17 protein-coding genes are annotated in these 18,929 nt (G+C 69.7%); 6 read left to right on the top strand and 11 right to left on the bottom strand.

The window, feature by feature from the left end:
- Positions 1 to 67: 67 nt before the first annotated feature.
- From WFI52_RS03860 to WFI52_RS03850, 3 genes are all read right to left on the bottom strand, one after another.
- The gene (locus WFI52_RS03860) at positions 68 to 1,159 is read right to left on the bottom strand and encodes an ABC transporter permease (protein ID WP_336626042.1); all 1,092 of its coding nucleotides are present in this window, start codon (positions 1,157 to 1,159) and stop codon (positions 68 to 70) included.
- Positions 1,156 to 2,088, bottom strand: a complete 933-nt coding sequence (locus tag WFI52_RS03855; RefSeq protein WP_336626043.1) for an ABC transporter ATP-binding protein — start codon at positions 2,086 to 2,088, stop codon at positions 1,156 to 1,158. Before WFI52_RS03855 ends, WFI52_RS03860 begins: the two co-directional genes overlap by 4 nt.
- Before the next feature lie 183 nt (positions 2,089 to 2,271).
- Positions 2,272 to 3,279 (bottom strand): glycerophosphodiester phosphodiesterase family protein, encoded by a 1,008-nt coding sequence (locus WFI52_RS03850; RefSeq protein WP_336626044.1) that lies wholly within the window; start codon positions 3,277 to 3,279, stop codon positions 2,272 to 2,274.
- Positions 3,280 to 3,434: 155 nt separating this feature from the next.
- On the opposite strand from WFI52_RS03850, the gene WFI52_RS03845 reads away from it, so the two are divergent.
- On the top strand, positions 3,435 to 4,343 hold the full coding sequence (locus WFI52_RS03845; RefSeq protein WP_336626045.1) for a Bax inhibitor-1/YccA family protein: 909 nt from the start codon (positions 3,435 to 3,437) through the stop codon (positions 4,341 to 4,343).
- A 167-nt stretch (positions 4,344 to 4,510) separates the two neighbouring features.
- Here WFI52_RS03845 and guaA read toward each other — a convergent pair whose 3' ends face one another.
- From guaA to WFI52_RS03820, 5 genes are all read right to left on the bottom strand, one after another.
- Positions 4,511 to 6,094 carry a glutamine-hydrolyzing GMP synthase gene (guaA, locus tag WFI52_RS03840; protein WP_336626046.1) on the bottom strand — a complete coding sequence of 528 codons (1,584 nt, stop codon included), beginning with the start codon at positions 6,092 to 6,094 and terminating at the stop codon, positions 4,511 to 4,513.
- Positions 6,091 to 6,564: a DUF3817 domain-containing protein gene (locus WFI52_RS03835; protein ID WP_336626047.1), complete on the bottom strand. Its 474-nt coding sequence runs from the start codon at positions 6,562 to 6,564 to the stop codon at positions 6,091 to 6,093. The genes guaA and WFI52_RS03835 overlap by 4 nt, the downstream gene beginning before the upstream one ends.
- A 10-nt stretch (positions 6,565 to 6,574) precedes the next feature.
- Positions 6,575 to 7,408 carry an SURF1 family protein gene (locus WFI52_RS03830; RefSeq protein WP_442927700.1) on the bottom strand — a complete coding sequence of 278 codons (834 nt, stop codon included), beginning with the start codon at positions 7,406 to 7,408 and terminating at the stop codon, positions 6,575 to 6,577.
- A 71-nt stretch (positions 7,409 to 7,479) separates the two neighbouring features.
- Positions 7,480 to 8,601, bottom strand: coding sequence for a GuaB3 family IMP dehydrogenase-related protein (locus tag WFI52_RS03825; RefSeq protein WP_336626091.1), 1,122 nt, complete (start codon positions 8,599 to 8,601; stop codon positions 7,480 to 7,482).
- A 15-nt stretch (positions 8,602 to 8,616) separates the two neighbouring features.
- A complete protein-coding gene (locus WFI52_RS03820; protein WP_336626049.1) occupies positions 8,617 to 9,288 on the bottom strand; it encodes a TMEM175 family protein in 672 nt (223 codons plus the stop codon).
- Positions 9,289 to 9,333: 45 nt separating this feature from the next.
- On the opposite strand from WFI52_RS03820, the gene WFI52_RS03815 reads away from it, so the two are divergent.
- Entirely contained in the window at positions 9,334 to 10,485 is a 1,152-nt protein-coding gene (locus WFI52_RS03815; RefSeq protein ID WP_336626050.1) for an FAD-dependent oxidoreductase, read from the top strand.
- A 93-nt stretch (positions 10,486 to 10,578) separates the two neighbouring features.
- Here WFI52_RS03815 and WFI52_RS03810 read toward each other — a convergent pair whose 3' ends face one another.
- Both WFI52_RS03810 and guaB read right to left on the bottom strand, forming a co-directional pair.
- Positions 10,579 to 11,430, bottom strand: coding sequence for an endonuclease domain-containing protein (locus WFI52_RS03810; RefSeq protein WP_336626051.1), 852 nt, complete (start codon positions 11,428 to 11,430; stop codon positions 10,579 to 10,581).
- Positions 11,431 to 11,634: 204 nt separating this feature from the next.
- On the bottom strand, positions 11,635 to 13,137 hold the full coding sequence (gene guaB / locus WFI52_RS03805; RefSeq protein WP_336626052.1) for an IMP dehydrogenase: 1,503 nt from the start codon (positions 13,135 to 13,137) through the stop codon (positions 11,635 to 11,637).
- Positions 13,138 to 13,383: 246 nt separating this feature from the next.
- Here guaB and WFI52_RS03800 point away from each other — a divergent pair, with 246 nt between their 5' ends.
- From WFI52_RS03800 to WFI52_RS03785, 4 genes are read left to right on the top strand one after another with little or no spacing between them, the layout of a single operon-like run.
- Positions 13,384 to 14,736: a branched-chain amino acid ABC transporter permease gene (locus tag WFI52_RS03800; protein WP_336626053.1), complete on the top strand. Its 1,353-nt coding sequence runs from the start codon at positions 13,384 to 13,386 to the stop codon at positions 14,734 to 14,736.
- Positions 14,737 to 14,741: 5 nt separating this feature from the next.
- On the top strand, positions 14,742 to 15,731 hold the full coding sequence (locus WFI52_RS03795) for a branched-chain amino acid ABC transporter permease (RefSeq protein WP_336626092.1): 990 nt from the start codon (positions 14,742 to 14,744) through the stop codon (positions 15,729 to 15,731).
- A complete protein-coding gene (locus tag WFI52_RS03790) occupies positions 15,721 to 16,731 on the top strand; it encodes an ABC transporter ATP-binding protein (RefSeq protein WP_442927683.1) in 1,011 nt (336 codons plus the stop codon). The genes WFI52_RS03795 and WFI52_RS03790 overlap by 11 nt, the downstream gene beginning before the upstream one ends.
- Positions 16,728 to 17,465 (top strand): ABC transporter ATP-binding protein, encoded by a 738-nt coding sequence (locus WFI52_RS03785; RefSeq protein ID WP_336626054.1) that lies wholly within the window; start codon positions 16,728 to 16,730, stop codon positions 17,463 to 17,465. The genes WFI52_RS03790 and WFI52_RS03785 overlap by 4 nt, the downstream gene beginning before the upstream one ends.
- Positions 17,466 to 17,606: 141 nt before the next feature.
- On the opposite strand, the gene WFI52_RS03780 is transcribed toward WFI52_RS03785, so the two are convergent.
- A complete protein-coding gene (locus WFI52_RS03780; RefSeq protein WP_336626055.1) occupies positions 17,607 to 18,872 on the bottom strand; it encodes an ABC transporter substrate-binding protein in 1,266 nt (421 codons plus the stop codon).
- Between the last annotated feature and the right edge of the window lie 57 nt (positions 18,873 to 18,929).

Here is an 18,929-nt window from a genome sequence, read left to right as displayed (position 1 = left end):
GTGCACTCGTTCGCGCCGAGGGTGCACTCGTTCGCGCCGAGGGTGCACTCGTTCGCGCCCCGTCGCGTCAGGCGATGCGGGTTCCGGGCGGGAGCGCACGCGACGGCGTCCGGGTACGCGCCCACGCCCACCACAGCAGCAGCGCGGCGAGCGCGACCTGCACACCGAGTCCGACGAACCAGCTGGGCACGGTCTCAGCGACGGTCTGCTCGGGGGTCGTGTAGCCCGCCCCGCCGCCCTCGTACAATGCGGGGTCGCAGCCGTCCCAGACAGGCGCGAGGTCGGGCGGGATCTGCGCGGACCGCGCCGACGTCTTGATCCAGCCGAACACATCGTCGGGATTGCCGTTGACGTCGAATGTCGTGGGCGTCGCGTCGGCGAGGATGACGAACGGGTTCGACGAGAGCATCCACCACACGCGGTCGAATCGGGGCACGCGGTAGGTAGAGGTCGTCCACTCGCCGCAGACCATCTGGTCGAGCCTGCCCTCGCACCCGCCGCCGCCGTCCTGGCACTTCGGGAATCCCATCTCGTCGTAGTCGAACGAGCGGCTCTTCGACACGGCCTCACTCGAAAGCGCCGAGCCGATCAGACCGAACCCGATGAGCGTGCCGACCGACAGCGCCGCGACGAGAAGATAGGTGACCGCGACGGAGAAGAGCGGTCGCGCGAGGATGCCGGAGAGCGCGACTCCGATCGCCCCGACGACGCCGATCTCGACGACGAGGACGACGAGCGCGACCACGACCACCGCGGGGTTCGTGCCGCCCGCGATCATCGCGACGAGCAGGAACGGCGCCGCGACGGCGACGAAGGCGAGCCCTGTGATCCACGCGGCGACGAACTTGCCGATGAGGATCTCCCCCGTCGTGGCGAGCGTCACCTGCACGGGGGCGAGCGTCGCGGCATCCCGATCGCCGTTGATGCTGTTGCCGCTCAGGGTCGGAGAGACGAGGAGCGCGAGCAGAAGCGTGACGCACACGACGGCCGAGAAGACGCCTGGACCGCCGCCCGCCCACCCGCCGAAGGCGAGCAGGGAGAGCGCCGTGACACCGAGCAGGATCAGGCCGAATACACCCAGCAGCACGTACCACGAGACGGCGCGCACCCGCTGAAGGAGCTCGAGCCGGGCGATCGTCCACATGCGGGCGAGGTTCACGGGCGGCCTCCTTCGAGGTCGAGGAAAGTGTGCTCGAGCAGGCCCGTCGCCGCCGCGAACTCCGCCACGGGCAGGCCGGCGGCCACGAGCGCGGCGAGGGCGGATGCCGCGGACGCGTCGGAGTCGATCGACACGAGGAGGTCGCGGCGATCGACCGGGATGGCCGCCGGATCCAGCCCGAGCGCCTCGGCGACCGGTGCCGCTGCGGCCGCGGCATCTCGGTCGGCGAGCCGTATCCGCCACGTGCGCAGGCGCGTCGCGGCCGCGGCGACCCTCTCGGACGAGACGGTCGCCCCTTCCGAGAGGAAGACGGCGTCGTCGACGACCTCGTCGAGCTCGGACAGGATGTGGCTCGAGATGAGGATCGTGCGACCCTCCGCTGCGAGGCGTCGGAGGAGCGTGCGCAGTTCGACGCGCGCCTGCGGGTCGAGTCCCGAGGCGGGTTCGTCGAGGAGGAGGACTCGCGGATCGTGCACGAGCGCGCGGGCGAGTCCCAGGCGCTGCTTCTGCCCGCGCGAGAAGACCCGGGCGGGGGTATCGGCGAGCTCGCGCAGCCCCAACTCGTCGAGCAGGCGCGCGGCGCCGTGCTCGGCGCGTGCGCGATCGAAGCCGTACAGTCGACCGGTCGTCACGAGCGTCTCGCGGGCCGTGAGCGACGGCCACGCCCCGAGCGCGTCGGGCATCCACCCCGTGATCGCGCGCACCCCGGCGGCGTCGACCAGCGGGTCGATGCCGCCGATCCGCACGGTGCCGGCATCCGGAGCGAGGAGGGATGCCAGCATGAGCAGCAGCGTCGTCTTGCCCGAGCCGTTCGGGCCGACGAGACCTGTGACGGCACCGGCGCGTGCGGTCAGATTCACGTCGCGGACGGCGTGGACGGCGCCGAAAGAGCGGCGGACACCCGAGGCGACGATTCCGGGGGACTCCATGGCCCCACCCTACGGGCCCGGCCCGGACCCGCCGAGGGTGCACTCCTTCCCGCCGAGGGTGCACTCCTTCCCGCCGAGGGTGCACTCCTTCCCGCCGAGGGTGCGCGGGTGAAAGCACCCTCGCGCCAAACGAAAGCACCTTCGCGGCCAACGAACGCACCCTCGCGGCGAACGAAGGCACCCTCAGCGGAAGAAGGCGAGCGCGAGGTCGGGGTGATCGGCGAAGACGCCGTCGACACCGGCATCCGCGATGATCTGCCACTCCGCGGCGTAGTCGCCGAAGGCGCTCTTGTCGCGACCGCTGCGGAACTGGGGCACGAGGAACGCGTTCTCCGGGCGGCATGTCCACGTGAAGACGCGCAGGCCCCGCGCGTGCGCGTCGTCGACGACGCGCGAGGGCCCGGTCGCCCTGCCCAGACGGTCGGGAGCGAGAATCATGCGCTTGTCGACGCTGATGCCGTCCACGACGCCCGCGAGGGCGTCGAGGCCGGCGGGAGCCGCCTGCGCGGCGTACGTCTGGGCACTCGGGCCGCGCGCAGTCACGAGGTCGTACGGCCGCCCGGCCGCCTCGAGCAGGTACACGTACGATCCGCGGATGCCGTGAGCGCGCACCTGCGCGAGCACGGTCGACTCGAACGACTCGATGACGAGCGGAAGCGCCCCGTCGGCCCACCCGGCCGCGCGCAACTCGGCGGCGATCGTCCCGGCGACGTCGAAACCGAGCGCCCCGAACGACGTGGCGTGCTTGATCTCGAGCACGACGCCGATCTCGCGCCCCTGGTCGAGGGATGCCGCGCGAACGAGCGCGAGCACATCCGCGAGCCGCAGCGGCGGTTGCGTGTCGTCGAAGCTCGCGCTGCCCGCCCGGAGTTTCGGGAGTCTCTCCCGGCACCGCAGCGTCTGCAGCTCGGCCCACGTGAAGTCCTCGGTGAACCAGCCTTCGTGCGCGACGCCGTCGACGGTCTTCGTCGTGCGGCGGTCGGCGAACTCGGGGTGCGCGGCGACGTCCGTCGTCGAGCCGATCTCGTTCTCGTGGCGCACGACGAGCACGCCGTCGCGCGAGAACACGACATCGGGCTCGACCGCATCGACGCCGAGGGCGAGAGCGAGGTCGTAGGACGAGCGGGTGTGCTCGGGGCGATACCCCGGTGCGCCGCGGTGTCCGATCACGAGGGGATGACGTCGCGGCATCCCCCCAGGCTAGTCACCGCAGGGCGCGACACCCCGCTCGACCATGCGTTCATAGCGTGCTCACAGCGGCGCGCCGTACCACACCTCGGCACCCGCGATAGGCTGTAATACCGCAGGAAAACCCGCGGCATCCTTCGCATTGGAGTGAGACCACCATGGCCTCGAGCAGCAATCCCGCATTCGCCAACCCCGCGTTCCAAGAACAGCGCCCCGGGCTGACCCCGCCGGCTGCCCAGACCTCGTTCGCGACCTCGTCGCACCAGGCGGCCGACCTCGCCGCCCAGGCGCAGCTCGAGGGCGCGTTCGCAGCTCCCTCAGCCGGGTCCGTCGACACCGGACGCATGACCGTCGAGGACACCGTCATCAAGACGGTGAGCCTGTTCGCGATCCTTCTTGTCACCGCCGCCGTCGGCTGGATCTGGACGATGGCCGGCGTCACTCCCGCCAACCCGAGCAACGTCAGCATCCTGCCGTGGATGATCGGTGCGCTCGGCGGCTTCGTCCTCGCGATGGTCATCACTTTCACGTCGCGCAAGAAGGTCCGCCCCGCGCTGATCTTCGCCTACGCGGCTTTCGAGGGTCTCTTCATCGGCGGCATCTCGGCGTTCTTCGAGTACATGTGGCCCGGCATCGTCGTGCAGGCGACCCTCGCCACGCTCTCCGTCGTCGGCGTGACGCTCGCCCTCTTCGCGAGCGGCAAGGTCCGCGCGTCCAAGAAGGCCACGAAGGTCTTCATGATCGCGATGATCGGCTACCTCGTCTTCTCCCTCATCAACGTCGTCATGATGATGTTCGGCGCGTTCCCCGCCGGCTCGGGCGGCCCCTTCGGCATGCTGTCGAACTACACGATCGCCGGCATCCCGCTCGGCGTCATCATCGGTGTGCTGGTCGTCATCATGGCGGCCTACTCGCTCGTGCTCGACTTCGACTCGATCCAGCAGGGCGTGCGCAACGGCGCCCCCCGTCAGTACGGCTGGCTCGGCGCCTTCGGCATCATGGTGACCGTCGTCTGGCTCTACGTCGAGATCCTGCGCCTCATCGCGATTCTCCGCGGCAACAACTGACCCTCTGCGGAGTCACGTACTCCGCAGATCGACGCGAACTCCGCATCCTTTTCTCCGATCGGATGCGGAGTTCGTACGTTTCTGCGGAGTTCGTGCGCGCCTGAGCCCGGCGCAGACGACGGATGCCGAGGCATCAGCCCCGGCATCCGTTCATCCCCTCGCGGAGGTCACTCCCACTCGATCGTCCCCGGGGGCTTCGACGTCACATCGAGCACCACGCGGTTGACCTCGCGCACCTCGTTGGTGATGCGGTTCGAGATCTTCGACAGCACGTCGTAGGGCAGACGCGTCCAGTCAGCGGTCATCGCGTCCTCCGACGAGACCGGCCGCAGCACGATCGGATGCCCGTACGTGCGACCGTCGCCCTGCACGCCCACCGAGCGCACGTCGGCGAGAAGCACGACGGGGCACTGCCAGATCTCGCCGTCCAGGCCCGCCTTCGTCAGCTCCTCACGGGCGATGGCGTCGGCGTCACGCAGGATCTCGAGGCGGTCAGCGGTGACCTCACCCACGATCCGGATGCCGAGGCCGGGGCCCGGAAAGGGCTGTCGCGCGACGATCGCCTCGGGCAGGCCCAGGTCGCGCCCGATCTGGCGCACCTCGTCCTTGAAGAGGGTCCGCAAGGGCTCGACGAGCTCGAACTGCAGGTCTTCGGGAAGGCCGCCCACGTTGTGGTGGCTCTTGATGTTCGCGGTGCCCGTACCGCCGCCGGACTCCACGACATCGGGGTAGAGCGTGCCCTGCACGAGGAAGCGGATCGGATCGCCCTCGGCTGCCGCCTCGGCGATGAGCTCCTGCTGCACCTTCTCGAACGCGCGGATGAACTCGCGTCCGATGATCTTGCGCTTCTGCTCGGGGTCGCTGACACCCGCCAGGGCGTCGAGGAACGTCTCGCGCGCGTCGACCGTGATGAGGCGGACGCCCGTGGATGCCACGTAGTCATTCTCGACCTGCTCGCGCTCGCCCTTGCGGAGGAGGCCGTGGTCGATGAAGACGGCGACGAGCTGGTCGCCGACCGCCTCGTGCACGAGCGCGGTGGAGACGGCGGAGTCGACACCGCCGGAGAGCGCCGAGAGCACGCGGCCGGTGCCCACCTGCGCGCGGATGCGCGCGACCTGCTCCGTGATGACGTTGCCGCTGTTCCAATCGGCGGGCAGGCCCGCCGCCTTGTGCAGGAAGTTGACGATGACGTCCTGGCCGTAGTCGGAGTGCTTCACCTCGGGGTGCCACTGCACGCCGTAGAAGCACTTCTCCGCGTTTCCGAACGCCGCGACCGGCGTCGCCGAGGTCGAGGCGAGCACCTCGAAGCCCTCGGGCGCGGCCGAGACCTGATCGCCGTGGCTCATCCACACGTTCTGCTCGGCGGGCTGGCCTTCCAGCAGCACGCCGCCGGCGCCGGTGACTGTGGCATCCGTCGCCCCGTATTCGCGCAGCCCCGTGTTGGCGACGGTGCCGCCCAGCTGCTGGGCCATGACCTGGAAGCCGTAGCAGATGCCGAGCGTCGGCACGCCGAGCTGCAGGATGCCGGGGTCGAGCGACGGCGCGCCGTCTTCGTAGACCGACGACGGACCGCCGGAGAGGATGAGCGCGACGGGCTCCTTGGCCGCGACCTCGGCCGCGGTCGCCGTGTGCGGCACGATCTCGCTGTAGACGCCCGCTTCGCGCACGCGCCGGGCGATGAGCTGCGCGTACTGCGCGCCGAAGTCGACGACGAGGACGGGACGCTGGGCGGTCTCGGTCTGAGTGGTCACCGGATGCCTTCCGTGGCGGGAGCAGGGGTGGATGCCTCGCGGGCCTCGCGCTCGGCGAGGTACGCCTTGACCTCGCGGGCGACGCGGGCCTCCATGAAGAACGACAGGAGCGGCACGATGCCGCCGAGGGCGAGCGTCACGAAGCGCACGAAGCCCCAGCGCATGAGGCTCCACACGCGGAAGCACGCGAAGAGATAGACGACGTAGAACCAGCCGTGGGCGATCAGGATGCCGAGGCTCAGGTTCACCCCGTCACCGGTCGACTCGTGGCCGGTGGCCGTCTCGACGACGGGCGCGAACCAGAGCAGGCCCCCCGAGCCGCCGGCGAAGAGCTCGTAGCCGAGGGCGTACTTGATGATCATCTCGGTGCACAGCAACAGCAGCATGACGCCGGTGATCACCGACGCGACCTGGTAGAAACGCAGCGCTCCGCGGATCGCCGGAAACGTGGCGAGCTTGGGCTGAGGCATGGAGCCCAGTCTAGTCGTCGGCGGGGGGCGGGCCCTCGTGGTCGCTCGGCACAGGGGCCCGAGCCTCCTCGAGCGCCTCGACCTCTTTCTCCCAGGCATCCTTGGCCAGCCGGTACCACATGTAGAACGCGAAGCCGGCGAAGATCGCCCACTCGACGGCATAGAAGATGTTCAGCCAGTTGACGTTCGAGCCCTCGGTCGGTGCGGGCGAGTCGATCGCGACGAGCCCCGGCGGTAGGTCGGGCGTGCCGTCGGCGACGAGGTACGGCCGGTAGACGTTCAGGCCGTCGGTGTCGTGCCACCAGCCGAGCAGCGCGGCCGGAGACATGCGGGTCATCTCGGTGGCGGGCCGCCCGGTGCCGGGCCGCACGGGGCCTTCGTCGGAGATGAGGCGGCCGGTGAGCCTCACGGCACGCTCCGCGGTGCCGTCGGTGGCGGCGGCGTCGAGGGCGGATGCCGCGGCGTCCGCCGCCTCGCGGGTCGCCGCCCAGCCGATCGCGACGGCGAGCGACGTCGGTGCGTCAGCCCCGGCGGACGCGGGGTCGACGCGGAGCTGACCCGTGACCCAGTACCCCTCCTGGCCGTCGTTGAACCGCGACGACACCACGAGGAAGTCGCCCGCGACGAATGTCCCCGCGACCTCGACCCGCTGCCCTACGAGAGGCTCGGGCAGGTACTCCCCCGGCGCGGTGACGGCGGCGATCGGCTGCACCTGCTCGGTCGCCCCGGGAGGCGGCGGGTTCGTGTCGATCGCGCGACCGAGCTGCCACTGCCCGAGCCAGGCGAACACCGCCGCGACGAGGAGGGCGAACAGCAGCATCCCGATCCACCACGGGCGCAGCATGACCTCGCGCAGGGTGGGCGGGAAGACCTCCGGAATCGGCGCGGCCGCCGAGGCGTCGGGCGAGGCGAGGGTCATCTGTTCGCGGAGTAGGGCGCGACGACGACCTCGACGCGCTGGAACTCCTTGAGGTCCGAGTAGCCGGTCGTCGCCATCGACTTGCGGAGCGCGCCGATGAGGTTGGCGGTGCCGTCGGCCACGGGTGCGGGACCGTACAGGATCTGCTCGAGCGGACCGACCTGGCCGACCTCGACGCGCTTGCCGCGAGGGAGCTTCGCGTGGTGTGCCTCGGGTCCCCAGTGGAAGCCCTGGCCGGGCGCGTCGGTCGAGCGCGCGAGGGCGACGCCCAGCATGACGGCATCCGCCCCCATCGCGAGCGCCTTCACGATGTCGCCCGACGTGCCGACGCCGCCGTCGGCGATGACGTGCACGTACCGACCGCCCGACTCGTCGAGGTAGTCGCGGCGCGCGCCGGCGACGTCGGCGACAGCCGTCGCCATGGGCGCGTGGATGCCGAGGGTCGCGCGCGTGGTGGAGGCCGCGCCGCCCCCGAACCCGACGAGCACACCTGCCGCGCCCGTGCGCATGAGGTGCAGCGCCGCCGTGTAGGTCGAGGCGCCGCCGACGATGACGGGGACGTCGAGGTCGTAGATGAACTTCTTGAGGTTGAGCGGCTCGGCATCGCTCGAGACGTGCTCGGCCGACACGGTCGTGCCGCGGATGACGAAGAGGTCGACGCCGGCGGCGACGACGGTCTCGTAGAGCTCCTGCGTACGCTGCGGGGTGAGGGCGCCGGCGACCGTGACGCCGCCCGCGCGGACCTCCGCGAGGCGGTCGCGCACGAGCTCGGGCTTGATGGGCTCGGCGTAGAGCTCCTGCATGCGGCGGGTCGCCTCGGCATCCGGCAGCGAAGCGATCTCGGCGAGAAGCGGCGCGGGGTTCTCGTAGCGCGTCCACACGCCCTCGAGGTCGAGCACGCCGAGGCCGCCCAGCTGACCGAGCATGATCGCCGTGGCGGGACTCATCACGGAGTCCATCGGCGCGCCGAGCACGGGGATGTCGAACCCGAAAGCGTCGATCGACCAGGCCGTCGAGACATCCTCGGGGTTGCGGGTGCGCCGGGAGGGCACGACCGCGATGTCGTCGAACGCGTACGCCCGGCGGGCGCGCTTGGCGCGGCCGAGCTCGATCTCCATGGTCACGTGTTCAGCCTACCCGGCGGTGGTCCCGGCGCCGCGGCCGGGGCGGCTGCCACGTTGGAGGAGAGCGGCCAGGGGAGCGTTGAGCAGGAACGCGAAGAACGCGAAGGATCCGATCCACGGCGACGCCGCCACGGCGATCGCCGCGCAGGTGACAGCGGCGAGACCGCCCGCGGCACCGACGGCACGGGCGGCGTACGCGTCCGCGGTCATCAGATGCCCGCCGCGTGCCGCCGCCCACCGCCACGACAGATGGCCGAACAGTGCCACGAGGAAGAAGTCGACCGGCAACAGCACGCGGCCCGCGTAGTAGTCGTTGTACTCGGACGTGAGCGCCGTCGTGAACGGAATCAGGACGACGAACAGCAGCCGGGCGTTGTTGAGCCAGAGGAGCGTGGAGTCCACGGTGCGGATGTCGCGGAACTGGCGCAGATGGATCATCCACATCCCGCTCAAGAGCACGAAGCTGACGCCGAACGACATCAGGTTCGGCCACAGGGCTCCGAGCGCCGCCCACAGCTCGCCGTCGGAGTGGACGTCACCGAGGGAGGACGTCGTGAGGTCGAGGACGAGGAGCGTCGCGGCGATCGCGAAGACGGCGTCGGTGTAGGCCTCGGTGCGCGTGACGCTCGGGTCGTGGGTGTCGTGCTCGCCCCCCGACGGGTGTCCGTATGCGCGTCTCACGGGGTCAGGTTAGCGTGCCGGCGCCGGGCGCGGGAGGATGGGCGGGTGCGGATCGTGATCATCGGCGGCGGCGTCATGGGCCTCGCGACGGCGTGGCAGTTGAGCCGGTGCGGCGAGCGCCCGATCGTGCTCGAGCGCTTCGCCCGCGGCCACCACGAGGGCGCATCGCACGGCGAGACCCGCAACTACAACAACGCGTACGCCGAGGCGCACTACCTCGATCTGCTCGCTCTCGCCCGCGAGGGCTGGGATGCGCTCGGCGATGTCGACGGTGAGCCGCTGTTGCGCCGGCACGGCCTCGTATCGCACGGGCCGGGTGCCGCGCTCGGCGCCGCGCCGGCGGATGCCGCCTGGCCGGGCGCCGACATCGAGGCTGGGGCTCGGGGCGCACTCACCGGCATCGCCGCGCGCCTGGCGGAGCGCGGCATCCCCACCGAGCTGCTGACGGGAGCGGAGGCGGCCCGGCGATGGCCGGGCATGCGCTTCGACGATGTCGTGCTGCACTCGCCCGATGCCGGAGTGGCGCGCGCGGCTGCAGCGCTGCGCGAGCTCGAGCGGCGCGTCGTCGCGGCGGGCGGCGAGGTGCGCTGGAACACGCGAGTGCGCGGCCTCTCCCCCGATGCCGACGGCGTCGACGTCGTGATGGATGCCGGCGCGCTGCGCGCGGACGTCGCCGTCGTCACCGCCGGGGCGTGGACGACCGGGCTGATCGGCGCGGGCGCGGGTCCCGGCATCCCGCTGCCGCCGCTGCGCGTCACGGAGGAGACCCCCGCGCACTTCGCGCCGACTCTGCCGGGACCGTGGCCGTCGTTCAACCACTTCGTCGCGCCGGCGACGCAGCCCGCGAACGTGTACGGCATGCCGACGCCCGGCGAGGGCGTGAAAGTGGGTTTCCACGGCATCGGCGACGAGGTCGACCCCGACGCGCGCCCGCACCGCCCCACGCGGCAGCGCGAGCTCCGCGACTACGTGCGCGAGTGGTTCCCCGGGCTCGACCCCGATAGCGCCGTGCCGATCTCGTGCACCTACACGACGAGCCCCGACGAGGCGTTCGTACTCGACCGGGTCGGCCCCGTCGTCATCGGCGCGGGCTTCTCCGGCCAGGGCTTCAAGTTCGCGCCCGGTGTGGGAGCGACGCTCGCCGCGCTCGCGCTCGACCCCGCCGCACGTGCGGCACCCGCCTTCCGCCTGCGCTGACGCGCGGCCCCGCGCACCCCGCCCCGCCCGCACGTACTCCGCAGATTGTCGCGTACTCCGCACCCGCCGCCCCCGTTCGATGCGGAGTACGTGTCATCGTGCGGAGTCGGTGTGCAGCCCGGCGGCAAGCGCGCGCCGGATCGTCCGCAGAACGCCGTCGCGATCGTGCACGACCTGCGCGTACGAGAACCGCAGCACGGTGTAGCCGCGCAGACGCAGCTCGGCGTCGTGCGCGATGTCCTTGGATCGCTGGGCCGAACTCGAGTGATGGGCCCACCCGTCGATCTGCACGACGAGCCACCTCCCCACGAGAACATCGACCGGCTTGCCCGCGAGCACCACCTGTTGACGCACCTGCAGGCGCAGGCGCCGAAGCGGCGCGCAGACGAGCACTTCGAGTCCGGAGTCGGCCAGTCCGTTCACCTCCGCGGCCAGCTCGAGAGCCGCGCGCGAGGCCCATCGCACCCTCCGCAAGGCCTCCGGCGCGATCGCCTCGACGCGACACGCCGCCTCCCAGACGACGAGCGCCTGCTCCCTCGGCAAACAGAGAGCGAGATGTGCCAGGGCGTCCTCCACGCCCGCAATCAACGAGCGCTCCACCGGCACGATCGGGCGCGTCCAATGGGCGACCCCGACCCACGTCTCCGCGAGCCGCAGACCCGTGCTCCCGGGAACGAAGTGCAGATGAGGGTCCGCAGAAATGCCCTCCGGCATCCACCATCCGCGGCGCCGCGCGAGCGACGTGCAGGTCAGCCGGCCACCCCGGCGCGCAGCCTCGCGGAGATCGTCGCCGGCTTCGCGTCCGACGAACCACGACCGTCGGAAGACCTCGATGTCACCCTGGCGCACGAAAGAACGCAGGTCGCGGTCGGAGTATCCCGCGGCGTGGAGCTGCTCACGATGGCACGCGACGTCGGTCAGGGGGAACGCGGGTGAGGGACGCATGGCAGGCATCCTCGCGCGGTCGCGCCGCCGGGATGCCACCCTCCCCCCGATCTGTGGACGGTTTCGGCGAGAACGCCGTTGGGGAGAACTCGACGAACTCCGCAGGATGTCACGTACTCCGCAGCCGAACCTGAGATCCGATGCGGAGCACGCGACACTCTGCGGAGTACGTGGCCCGGCGGGGCGGGCCGGCCGGCCGCCCGCTCAGCGCTTGTAGTTGGGCGCCTCGACGACGATCTGCACGTCGTGCGGGTGGCTCTCCTTGAGGCCCGCCGCCGTGATGCGCACGAACTTGCCGCGCGCCTTCAGCTCCTCGATCGTGCGCGCCCCGACGTAGAACATCGACTGACGGAGTCCGCCGACGAGCTGGTAGGCGACCGCCGAGACGGGCCCGCGGTACGCGACCTGGCCCTCGATGCCCTCGGGGATGAGCTTGTCGTCGGAGGGGATGTCGGCCTGGAAGTAGCGATCCTTCGAGTACGACGTCTTCTTGCCGCGCGTCTGCATCGCCCCGAGCGACCCCATGCCGCGGTACAGCTTGAACTGCTTTCCGCCCTGGAAGACGATCTCGCCCGGCGACTCGTCGGTGCCGGCGAGAAGAGAACCGAGCATGACGGTGTCGGCGCCCGCGACGAGCGCCTTGGCAATGTCGCCCGAGTACTGCAGGCCGCCGTCGGCGATGACCGGGATGCCGGCGTCGCGAGCCGCCTGGAAGGCCTCCCAGATCGCGGTGACCTGGGGAACGCCGACGCCCGCCACGATGCGCGTCGTGCAGATCGAGCCCGGGCCGACGCCGACCTTCACGGCATCCACTCCGGCGTCGACGAGCGCCTGCGCGCCCTCGCGGGTCGCGACGTTGCCGCCGATGACGTCGATGTGGGCGAAGGACTCGTCGCCCTTGAGCCGGCGGACCATGTCGATGACGCCCTGCGACTGCCCGTTGGCGGTGTCGACGACGATGACGTCGACACCGGCATCCCGCAGCGCTTCGGCGCGCTCCCACGCGTCGCCGAAGAAGCCGATCGCCGCGCCGACGCGCAGGCGGCCATGCTCGTCCTTCGTAGCGAGCGGATACTTCTCGCTCTTGTCGAAGTCCTTGATCGTGATGAGTCCGGCAAGGCGCCCGTCGTCGTCGATGAGCGGCAGCTTCTCGACGCGGTGCTGGGCGAACAGGGCGATGACCTCGCCTGCCGCGATGCCGACCTTGCCGGTGACGAGCCCCTCACGGGTCATGACGTCACGCACCCTCGTCGTCTGACGCTCGAAGCCGGAGACGAATCGCATGTCGCGGTTCGTGATGATGCCGACGAGCCGCCCGTCCTCGTCCACGACCGGCAGTCCCGAGATGCGGTACTGCGCGCACAGCGCGTCGACCTCTTCGATCGTCGCGTCGGGCGTCGTCGTGATCGGGTCGGTGATCATGCCGGATTCGCTGCGCTTGACCTGGTCGACCATCGCGGCCTGGTCGGCGATGGAGAGGTTCCGGTGCAGGATGCCGAGGCCGCCCTCGCGCGCCATCGCGATCGCCATGCGGGTTTCGCTGACCGTGTCCATCGCGGCCGACAGCAGCGGCGTCGCGACGGTGATGCGGCGGGTGACCCGCGAGGAGGTGTCGGCCTCGGACGGGATGACGTCGGTGTGCCCCGGCAGGAGCAGGACGTCGTCATAGGTCAGTCCGACGAAGCCGAACGGGTCGTTGTGCTCCACGTGTTCTCCCTGCGGGCCGGGCGGCGTGCGTATGCACAAGTCTAAGTCGCGCGCGCGTGTGTTCATTCCCGGCCGCCGCGCCAGACGGACGCCGCGTGATATCACGGGGCGTTGTAGGCATGCGACGGAAACACGCGAAGGAGGAGCGGAAACAAGCCCGACACATTACGCTCGTACCGTCTCATCAACGCCGATGCGACCGCATCACCCGACTGGTGCGCTGGACTGGAGGATCTCTTGAGACCCATGACCCTCACCGCGCGAACCCCACTGCGGTGGATCGTGCTGGCCCTCGTGGCCTTCACCGCCGCGGCCGCTCTGCTGCTCACCAGCGGCACTGCTGCGTTCGCTGCCTCCGCCCCGGACACCCCCGGCGGCGATCAGGAGGCGACCGACTACTACTTCGGCGGGGTGATCACGTTCGAAGAGAAGCCGGTGCCCGACGTCACCGTGTCGGTGAAGGGCAGCGGTTTCGACGCGGAGACCGTGACGGATGCCGAGGGCAAGTGGCGCCTGTACGTGCCCGACAAGGACACCTACACGCTCACGGTCGACGAGAACACCCTTCCCGACGGCGTCATCGTCGATCCCTCCCAGCTGCCCGAGGGTCTGCAGCCGGTGCAGGGCACGACGGGTTCGTTCGAGGTCGAGTTCGGCCTCACGAAGACGAAGATCGTGAACCTGTTCCTCGGCGCGGGTGAACGCGTCACGCAGTCGTTCGGAGATCAACTGCTCGTGCGGCTCGTCAACGGGCTGAACTTCGGTCTCCTCCTCGCCCTCGCGGCGATGGGCGCGGCGCTCATCTACGGCACGACGGGTCTGTCGAACTTCGCCCACGGCGAGATGGTGACGTGGGGCGCGCTGCTCACGCTCCTCTTCTCGACGGTGTGGCAGCTCCCTCTGTGGGCGGGCATCCTCGCCGCCGTTCTGGGCGGCGCGGCTCTCGGGCTCGCGTTGGATGCCGCGCTCTGGCGCCCCTTGCGCAGACGCGGCCTCGGGGTCGTGCAGCTCATGATCGTGAGCATCGGTCTCTCGCTCGCACTGCGCTACACGTTCCAGTTCTTCGCCGGCGGCGCGACGTCGCAGCTGCCCGGCTCGAGCCCGACCCCGATCGAGTTCGGTCCGATCTCGCTCTCCTACATCGACCTCATCTCGATGGGCGTGAGCATCGTCGTCATCCTCGGCGTCGCGTTCTTCCTGCTGCGCACCCGCATCGGCAAGGCGACCCGCGCGATCAGCGACAACCCGCAGCTCGCATCGGCGTCGGGCATCAACGTCGACCGCGTCATCCGGATCGTGTGGATCATCGCCGGCGCGCTCGCGGCGATCTCCGGCGTGCTGTGGGCGTACTTCCGCCCGGGCGTGCGGTGGGACATGGGCACGCAGATGCTGCTCCTCATCTTCGCGGCGATCACCCTGGGCGGCCTCGGCACGGCCTTCGGCGCCCTGCTCGGCTCGCTCATCGTCGGCATCGTCGTCGAGACCTCGACGATGTGGATCCCGTCCGACCTCAAGTACGCGGGGGCGCTCGTCGTGCTGATCATCATCCTGCTGGTGAGACCACAGGGCCTGCTGGGTCGTAAAGAAAGGCTCGGGTGACCGCCATGGATTGGGGCTCCATCCTCTCCAACACGCTCAGCTACCTGCTGAGCCCCGTCACGATCGCCTACGCGCTCGCGGCGACCGGCCTCGCCGTTCACTTCGGCTACGCCGGCCTGCTCAACTTCGGTATGGCGGGCTTCATGGCCCTCGGCGCCTACGGGTACGCCATCTCGATCCTCACCTTCGGGCTGCCGTGGTACCTGGCGATGCTCGTCGGGCTCCTGCTCGCAGCGGTGTTCGCCGTGATCCTCGGCATCCCGACCCTGCGTCTGCGCGCCGACTATCTCGCCATCGTGACGATCGCGGCCGCCGAGATCGTGCGCCTGCTGTTCACGACGCAGGTGTTCGACGAGTGGACCAACTCGGCCGACGGCCTCGGCAACTACAACGGCAGCTTCCAGTCGTCGAACCCGTTCCCGGCGTTGCCCACGGGCGAGCGCTACGGCTTCGGCCCGTGGCAGTTCACGCAGCAGCAGCTGTGGGTCGTCGTCTTCGGCCTCATCATGCTGGCCCTGTCGATCGTCGTCGTCTGGTCGCTCATGCGCAGCCCCTGGGGTCGTGTGCTGAAGGGCATCCGCGAAGACGAGGACGCCGTGCGCTCGCTCGGCAAGAACGTCTTCGCGTACAAGATGCAGGCGCTCGTCGTCGGTGGTGTCATCGGCGCGCTCGGCGGCATCGTCTACGTGCTGCCCTCGGCGGTCATCCCGTCGAGCTACACGACGGCGCTCACCTTCTTCCTGTGGACGATCCTGCTCCTCGGCGGCGCATCGACGATCTTCGGGCCGTCCCTCGGCGCGGTGCTGTTCTGGATGGTCATGGCCCTCCTCGGCAACCTCCTTCCCGAGATGGCCAAGGCCGGCTGGCTGCCGATGACCGACATCCAGGCGGGCACGCTCCGCTACATCCTCGTGGGCGTCTCGCTCATGCTCCTCGTGATCTTCAGGCCGCAGGGCATCCTCGGCGACAAGAGGGAGATGACCTTTGTCAAGTGACCAGACTCCGGATGCCGGGGCCGCCGCCCCGGTGACCACCGCGACCGGAAGCATCCGTCGACCCAAGGCGCAGGGCCTCGCCCAGGGCGATGCCGTCCCCGGGGTCGCGAAGACCGACCCCATCATGGTGATCGACGGCGTGACGCGTCGGTTCGGCGGACTCACCGCCGTCGACGTCGAGCACCTCGAGATCCCGCGCAACGCCATCACGGCTCTCATCGGGCCGAACGGCGCCGGCAAGACGACCCTGTTCAATCTGTTGTGCGGCTTCGACAAGCCGAACTCGGGGACCTGGTCGTACGACGGCAAGAGCCTCGCCGGCATTCCGGCCTTCAAGGTGGCCCGAATGGGTCAGGTGCGCACGTTCCAGCTGACGAAGGCCCTGTCGCTTCTCACCGTGCTCGAGAACATGAAGCTCGGGGCACCGAAGCAGAGGGGCGAGAAGTTCTGGTCGTCGTTCATCCCGGCGATCTGGCGCCGCCAGGAGGAAGTGAACGAGGAGAAGGCCCGGGGCCTCCTCACGCGCTTCAAGCTGGATGCCAAGGAGAAGGACTTCGCCGCATCGCTCTCCGGCGGTCAGCGGAAGCTTCTCGAGATGGCGCGCGCCCTCATGAGCGATCCGAACCTCGTCATGCTCGACGAGCCCATGGCCGGCGTCAACCCGGCCCTTACGCAGTCGCTCCTCGATCACATCCTCGACCTGAAGGACCTCGGCGTGACCGTGCTGTTCGTCGAGCACGACATGCACATGGTGCGCCATATCGCCGACTGGGTCGTCGTCATGGCCGAGGGGAAGGTCGTCGCCGAGGGCCCGCCCGACACCGTCATGGAGGACCAGGCCGTCATCGACGCCTACCTCGGCAGCCACCAGGACGTCGACCTCGGCGTCGTCACGGGACGCGTCGCGGGCGAACTCGACGAGTCGGCCCAGGAGCTGCTCGAAGAGATCAGAGAAGACGAGGCGGCCGCGATCGCCGAGGCCGAGGAGGAGAACAAGTGAGCGACGACATCGTCGTCGAGGTCAAGGACCTCGACGCGGGCTACCTCCCCGGCATCAACATCATCAACTCCGCCAACCTCGTCGCCCGCAAGGGCGAGCTGATCGGCATCATCGGACCCAACGGCGCCGGCAAGTCCACGCTGCTGAAGTCGATCTTCGGCCTTGTGAAGGTGCGAGGCGGCGACATCACGGTCAACGGCGAGTCGATCGTGGGCCTCAAGGCGGACAAGCTCGTGCAGCGCGGTGTCGCATTCGTCCCGCAGACGAACAATGTCTTCCCCTCGCTGTCGATCGAGGAGAACCTGCAGATGGGGCTCTACCAGAACCCCAGAATCTACGCAGAGCGGCTCGAGTTCGTCACCGGCATCTTCGCGGAGCTCGGCAAGCGGCTCAAGCAGCGCGCGGGATCGCTCTCGGGCGGTGAACGCCAGATGGTGGCGATGAGTCGGGCACTCATGATGGATCCGTCGGTGCTGCTGCTCGACGAGCCGTCCGCGGGTCTGTCGCCCGTCCGTCAGGACGACGCGTTCCTGCGCGTCTCCGACATCAACAAGGCCGGGGTCACGACGATCATGGTCGAGCAGAACGCGCGCCGCTGCCTGCAGATCTGCGACCGCGGCTACGTCCTCGATCAGGGCCGCGACGCCCACCAGGGTACGGGCCGCGAGCTCCTGAACGACCCGCAGGTGATCGGTCTGTACCTCGGCACCCTCGGTGTCGACGACGCCGCCTGACTCCGCACCGTCGCGAGAGAGGGGGTGGATGCCACGGCATCCACCCCCTCTCTCGTTGCGCCCTCCGCCCCCTCCCCCGACGAGGCCGGACACGGGAAAGGGCCCCGGATCGCTCCGGGGCCCTTTCATTCGTGCGGTGCGTCAGCGGGTGTCGACGCGGGTGTGCATGTTGTCGGCACCGAACTGGAAGATACCGATCGATGCCTGCGTCGGGTCGCCGTTCTCGTCGAACGTGACCGGTCCGGAGTAGCCGTCGTAGTCGGCCACGCCGCCTCCGATGATGATGTCGGCGCACTCCGAGAACGAGGTGCACTTCTTACCGTCACCCGAGCCGCCGGAGACCTCCTGCAGCTTGCCGGCGATGTCCTTGCCGGTCGTCGAGCCCGACGCCAGCGACGCGAGCGCGAGCAGGACGACGGCGTCGTACGACTCGGCCGCGTAGGAGTAGTCCTCGAGCGCGGCGTTGCCCGCGTCGGTCCAGGCGGTGTTCAGGCGCTCCTTGAAGTCGTCCTCGAGCACCGGTCCGGGCGTCGTGCCCTTCGCGCCCTCGAGCGAGACGGAGACCTGCGTCCCCCACTGCTTGAGGTTTCCGTCGACGAGGTAGAAGTTCTTCGCCTCCTGGCCCGCGTTCACCAGCAGCGGCGCGATCGTCGCGAACTGGTCGAACGTGATGAGCACGACGGCATCCGGCTTGGCCGCCGCGATCGTCGCGACCTGCGCGTCGAACGAGCTGTCACCGTCGTTGTAGGAGGCCTCGGCGACGACCGAACCGCCGGTCGATTCGAAGACCTTCTTGACGACGCCGTAGAGGCCCGTGCCGTAGGCGTCGTTCTGGTAGATGATGCCGATGTTCTTGTGGCCGTCCTCGGCGATGAGGTTGGCCAGCACCTCGCCCTGGAGCAGGTCGCTCGGAGCGGTGCGCCAGTAGAGGTTGTCGTCATCCCACGTCGTGAAGTCGGGCGACGTGTTGGCGGGCGAGAAGGTGATGATGCCGGCCGCGACGTTCGAGTCGAGGAACAGCTTCGTCACGCCCGATGCCGCCGCACCGATCATCGCGGACACGCCCGCGTTCTGGAGCTTGGGCACCGTCGTCTCGAAGGCCTTGTTGTCGGCGTCACCCGAGTCACCCGGGGTGAAGTCGATCGTGATGCCCTTCGCGGCCTCGTTGACCTCGTTGACAGCGAGCAGCACACCGGCCTCTTCGGGCGGGCCGAGGAAGGCGAGGCTACCGGTCTGGGGCAGCACGCTGCCGATCTTGAGAGTCAGGTCCTCCGCGGGACCCGTGCTCTCACTGGGCGTGGTCGACCCTCCGCCGCCGGCGCAGCCGGCGAGAAGGAGGGCGCTGACGGCACCGACGGCGATGGCGCCGACGAGCTTTCCCGCACCCGAACGTGTGAAGACGCTCATGTTGCTCCTTGCTGTGAATGAAACACGGTGCGGACTCGGGGTGCCGCGCCAGTGGGT

Origin of the sequence: Microbacterium sp. MMO-20, assembly GCF_037147735.1 — a bacterium.
Taxonomy (GTDB): domain Bacteria; phylum Actinomycetota; class Actinomycetes; order Actinomycetales; family Microbacteriaceae; genus Microbacterium.
This window is presented reverse-complemented; position numbering and strand designations above follow the sequence as displayed.

Bases quoted from the DNA above. Each gene is read 5' to 3' on its own strand.
- WFI52_RS03855 (WP_336626043.1), bottom strand. From the start codon at position 2,088: ATGGAGTCCCCCGGAATCGTCGCCTCGGGTGTCCGCCGCTCTTTCGGC.
- WFI52_RS03850 (WP_336626044.1), bottom strand. From the start codon at position 3,279: ATGCCGCGACGTCATCCCCTCGTGATCGGACACCGCGGCGCACCGGGG.
- WFI52_RS03845 (WP_336626045.1), top strand. From the start codon at position 3,435: ATGGCCTCGAGCAGCAATCCCGCATTCGCCAACCCCGCGTTCCAAGAA.
- WFI52_RS03835 (WP_336626047.1), bottom strand. From the start codon at position 6,564: ATGCCTCAGCCCAAGCTCGCCACGTTTCCGGCGATCCGCGGAGCGCTG.
- WFI52_RS03830 (WP_442927700.1), bottom strand. From the start codon at position 7,408: ATGCTGCGCCCGTGGTGGATCGGGATGCTGCTGTTCGCCCTCCTCGTC.
- WFI52_RS03825 (WP_336626091.1), bottom strand. From the start codon at position 8,601: ATGGAGATCGAGCTCGGCCGCGCCAAGCGCGCCCGCCGGGCGTACGCG.
- WFI52_RS03810 (WP_336626051.1), bottom strand. From the start codon at position 11,430: ATGCGTCCCTCACCCGCGTTCCCCCTGACCGACGTCGCGTGCCATCGT.
- WFI52_RS03800 (WP_336626053.1), top strand. From the start codon at position 13,384: ATGACCCTCACCGCGCGAACCCCACTGCGGTGGATCGTGCTGGCCCTC.
- WFI52_RS03795 (WP_336626092.1), top strand. From the start codon at position 14,742: ATGGATTGGGGCTCCATCCTCTCCAACACGCTCAGCTACCTGCTGAGC.
- WFI52_RS03780 (WP_336626055.1), bottom strand. From the start codon at position 18,872: ATGAGCGTCTTCACACGTTCGGGTGCGGGAAAGCTCGTCGGCGCCATC.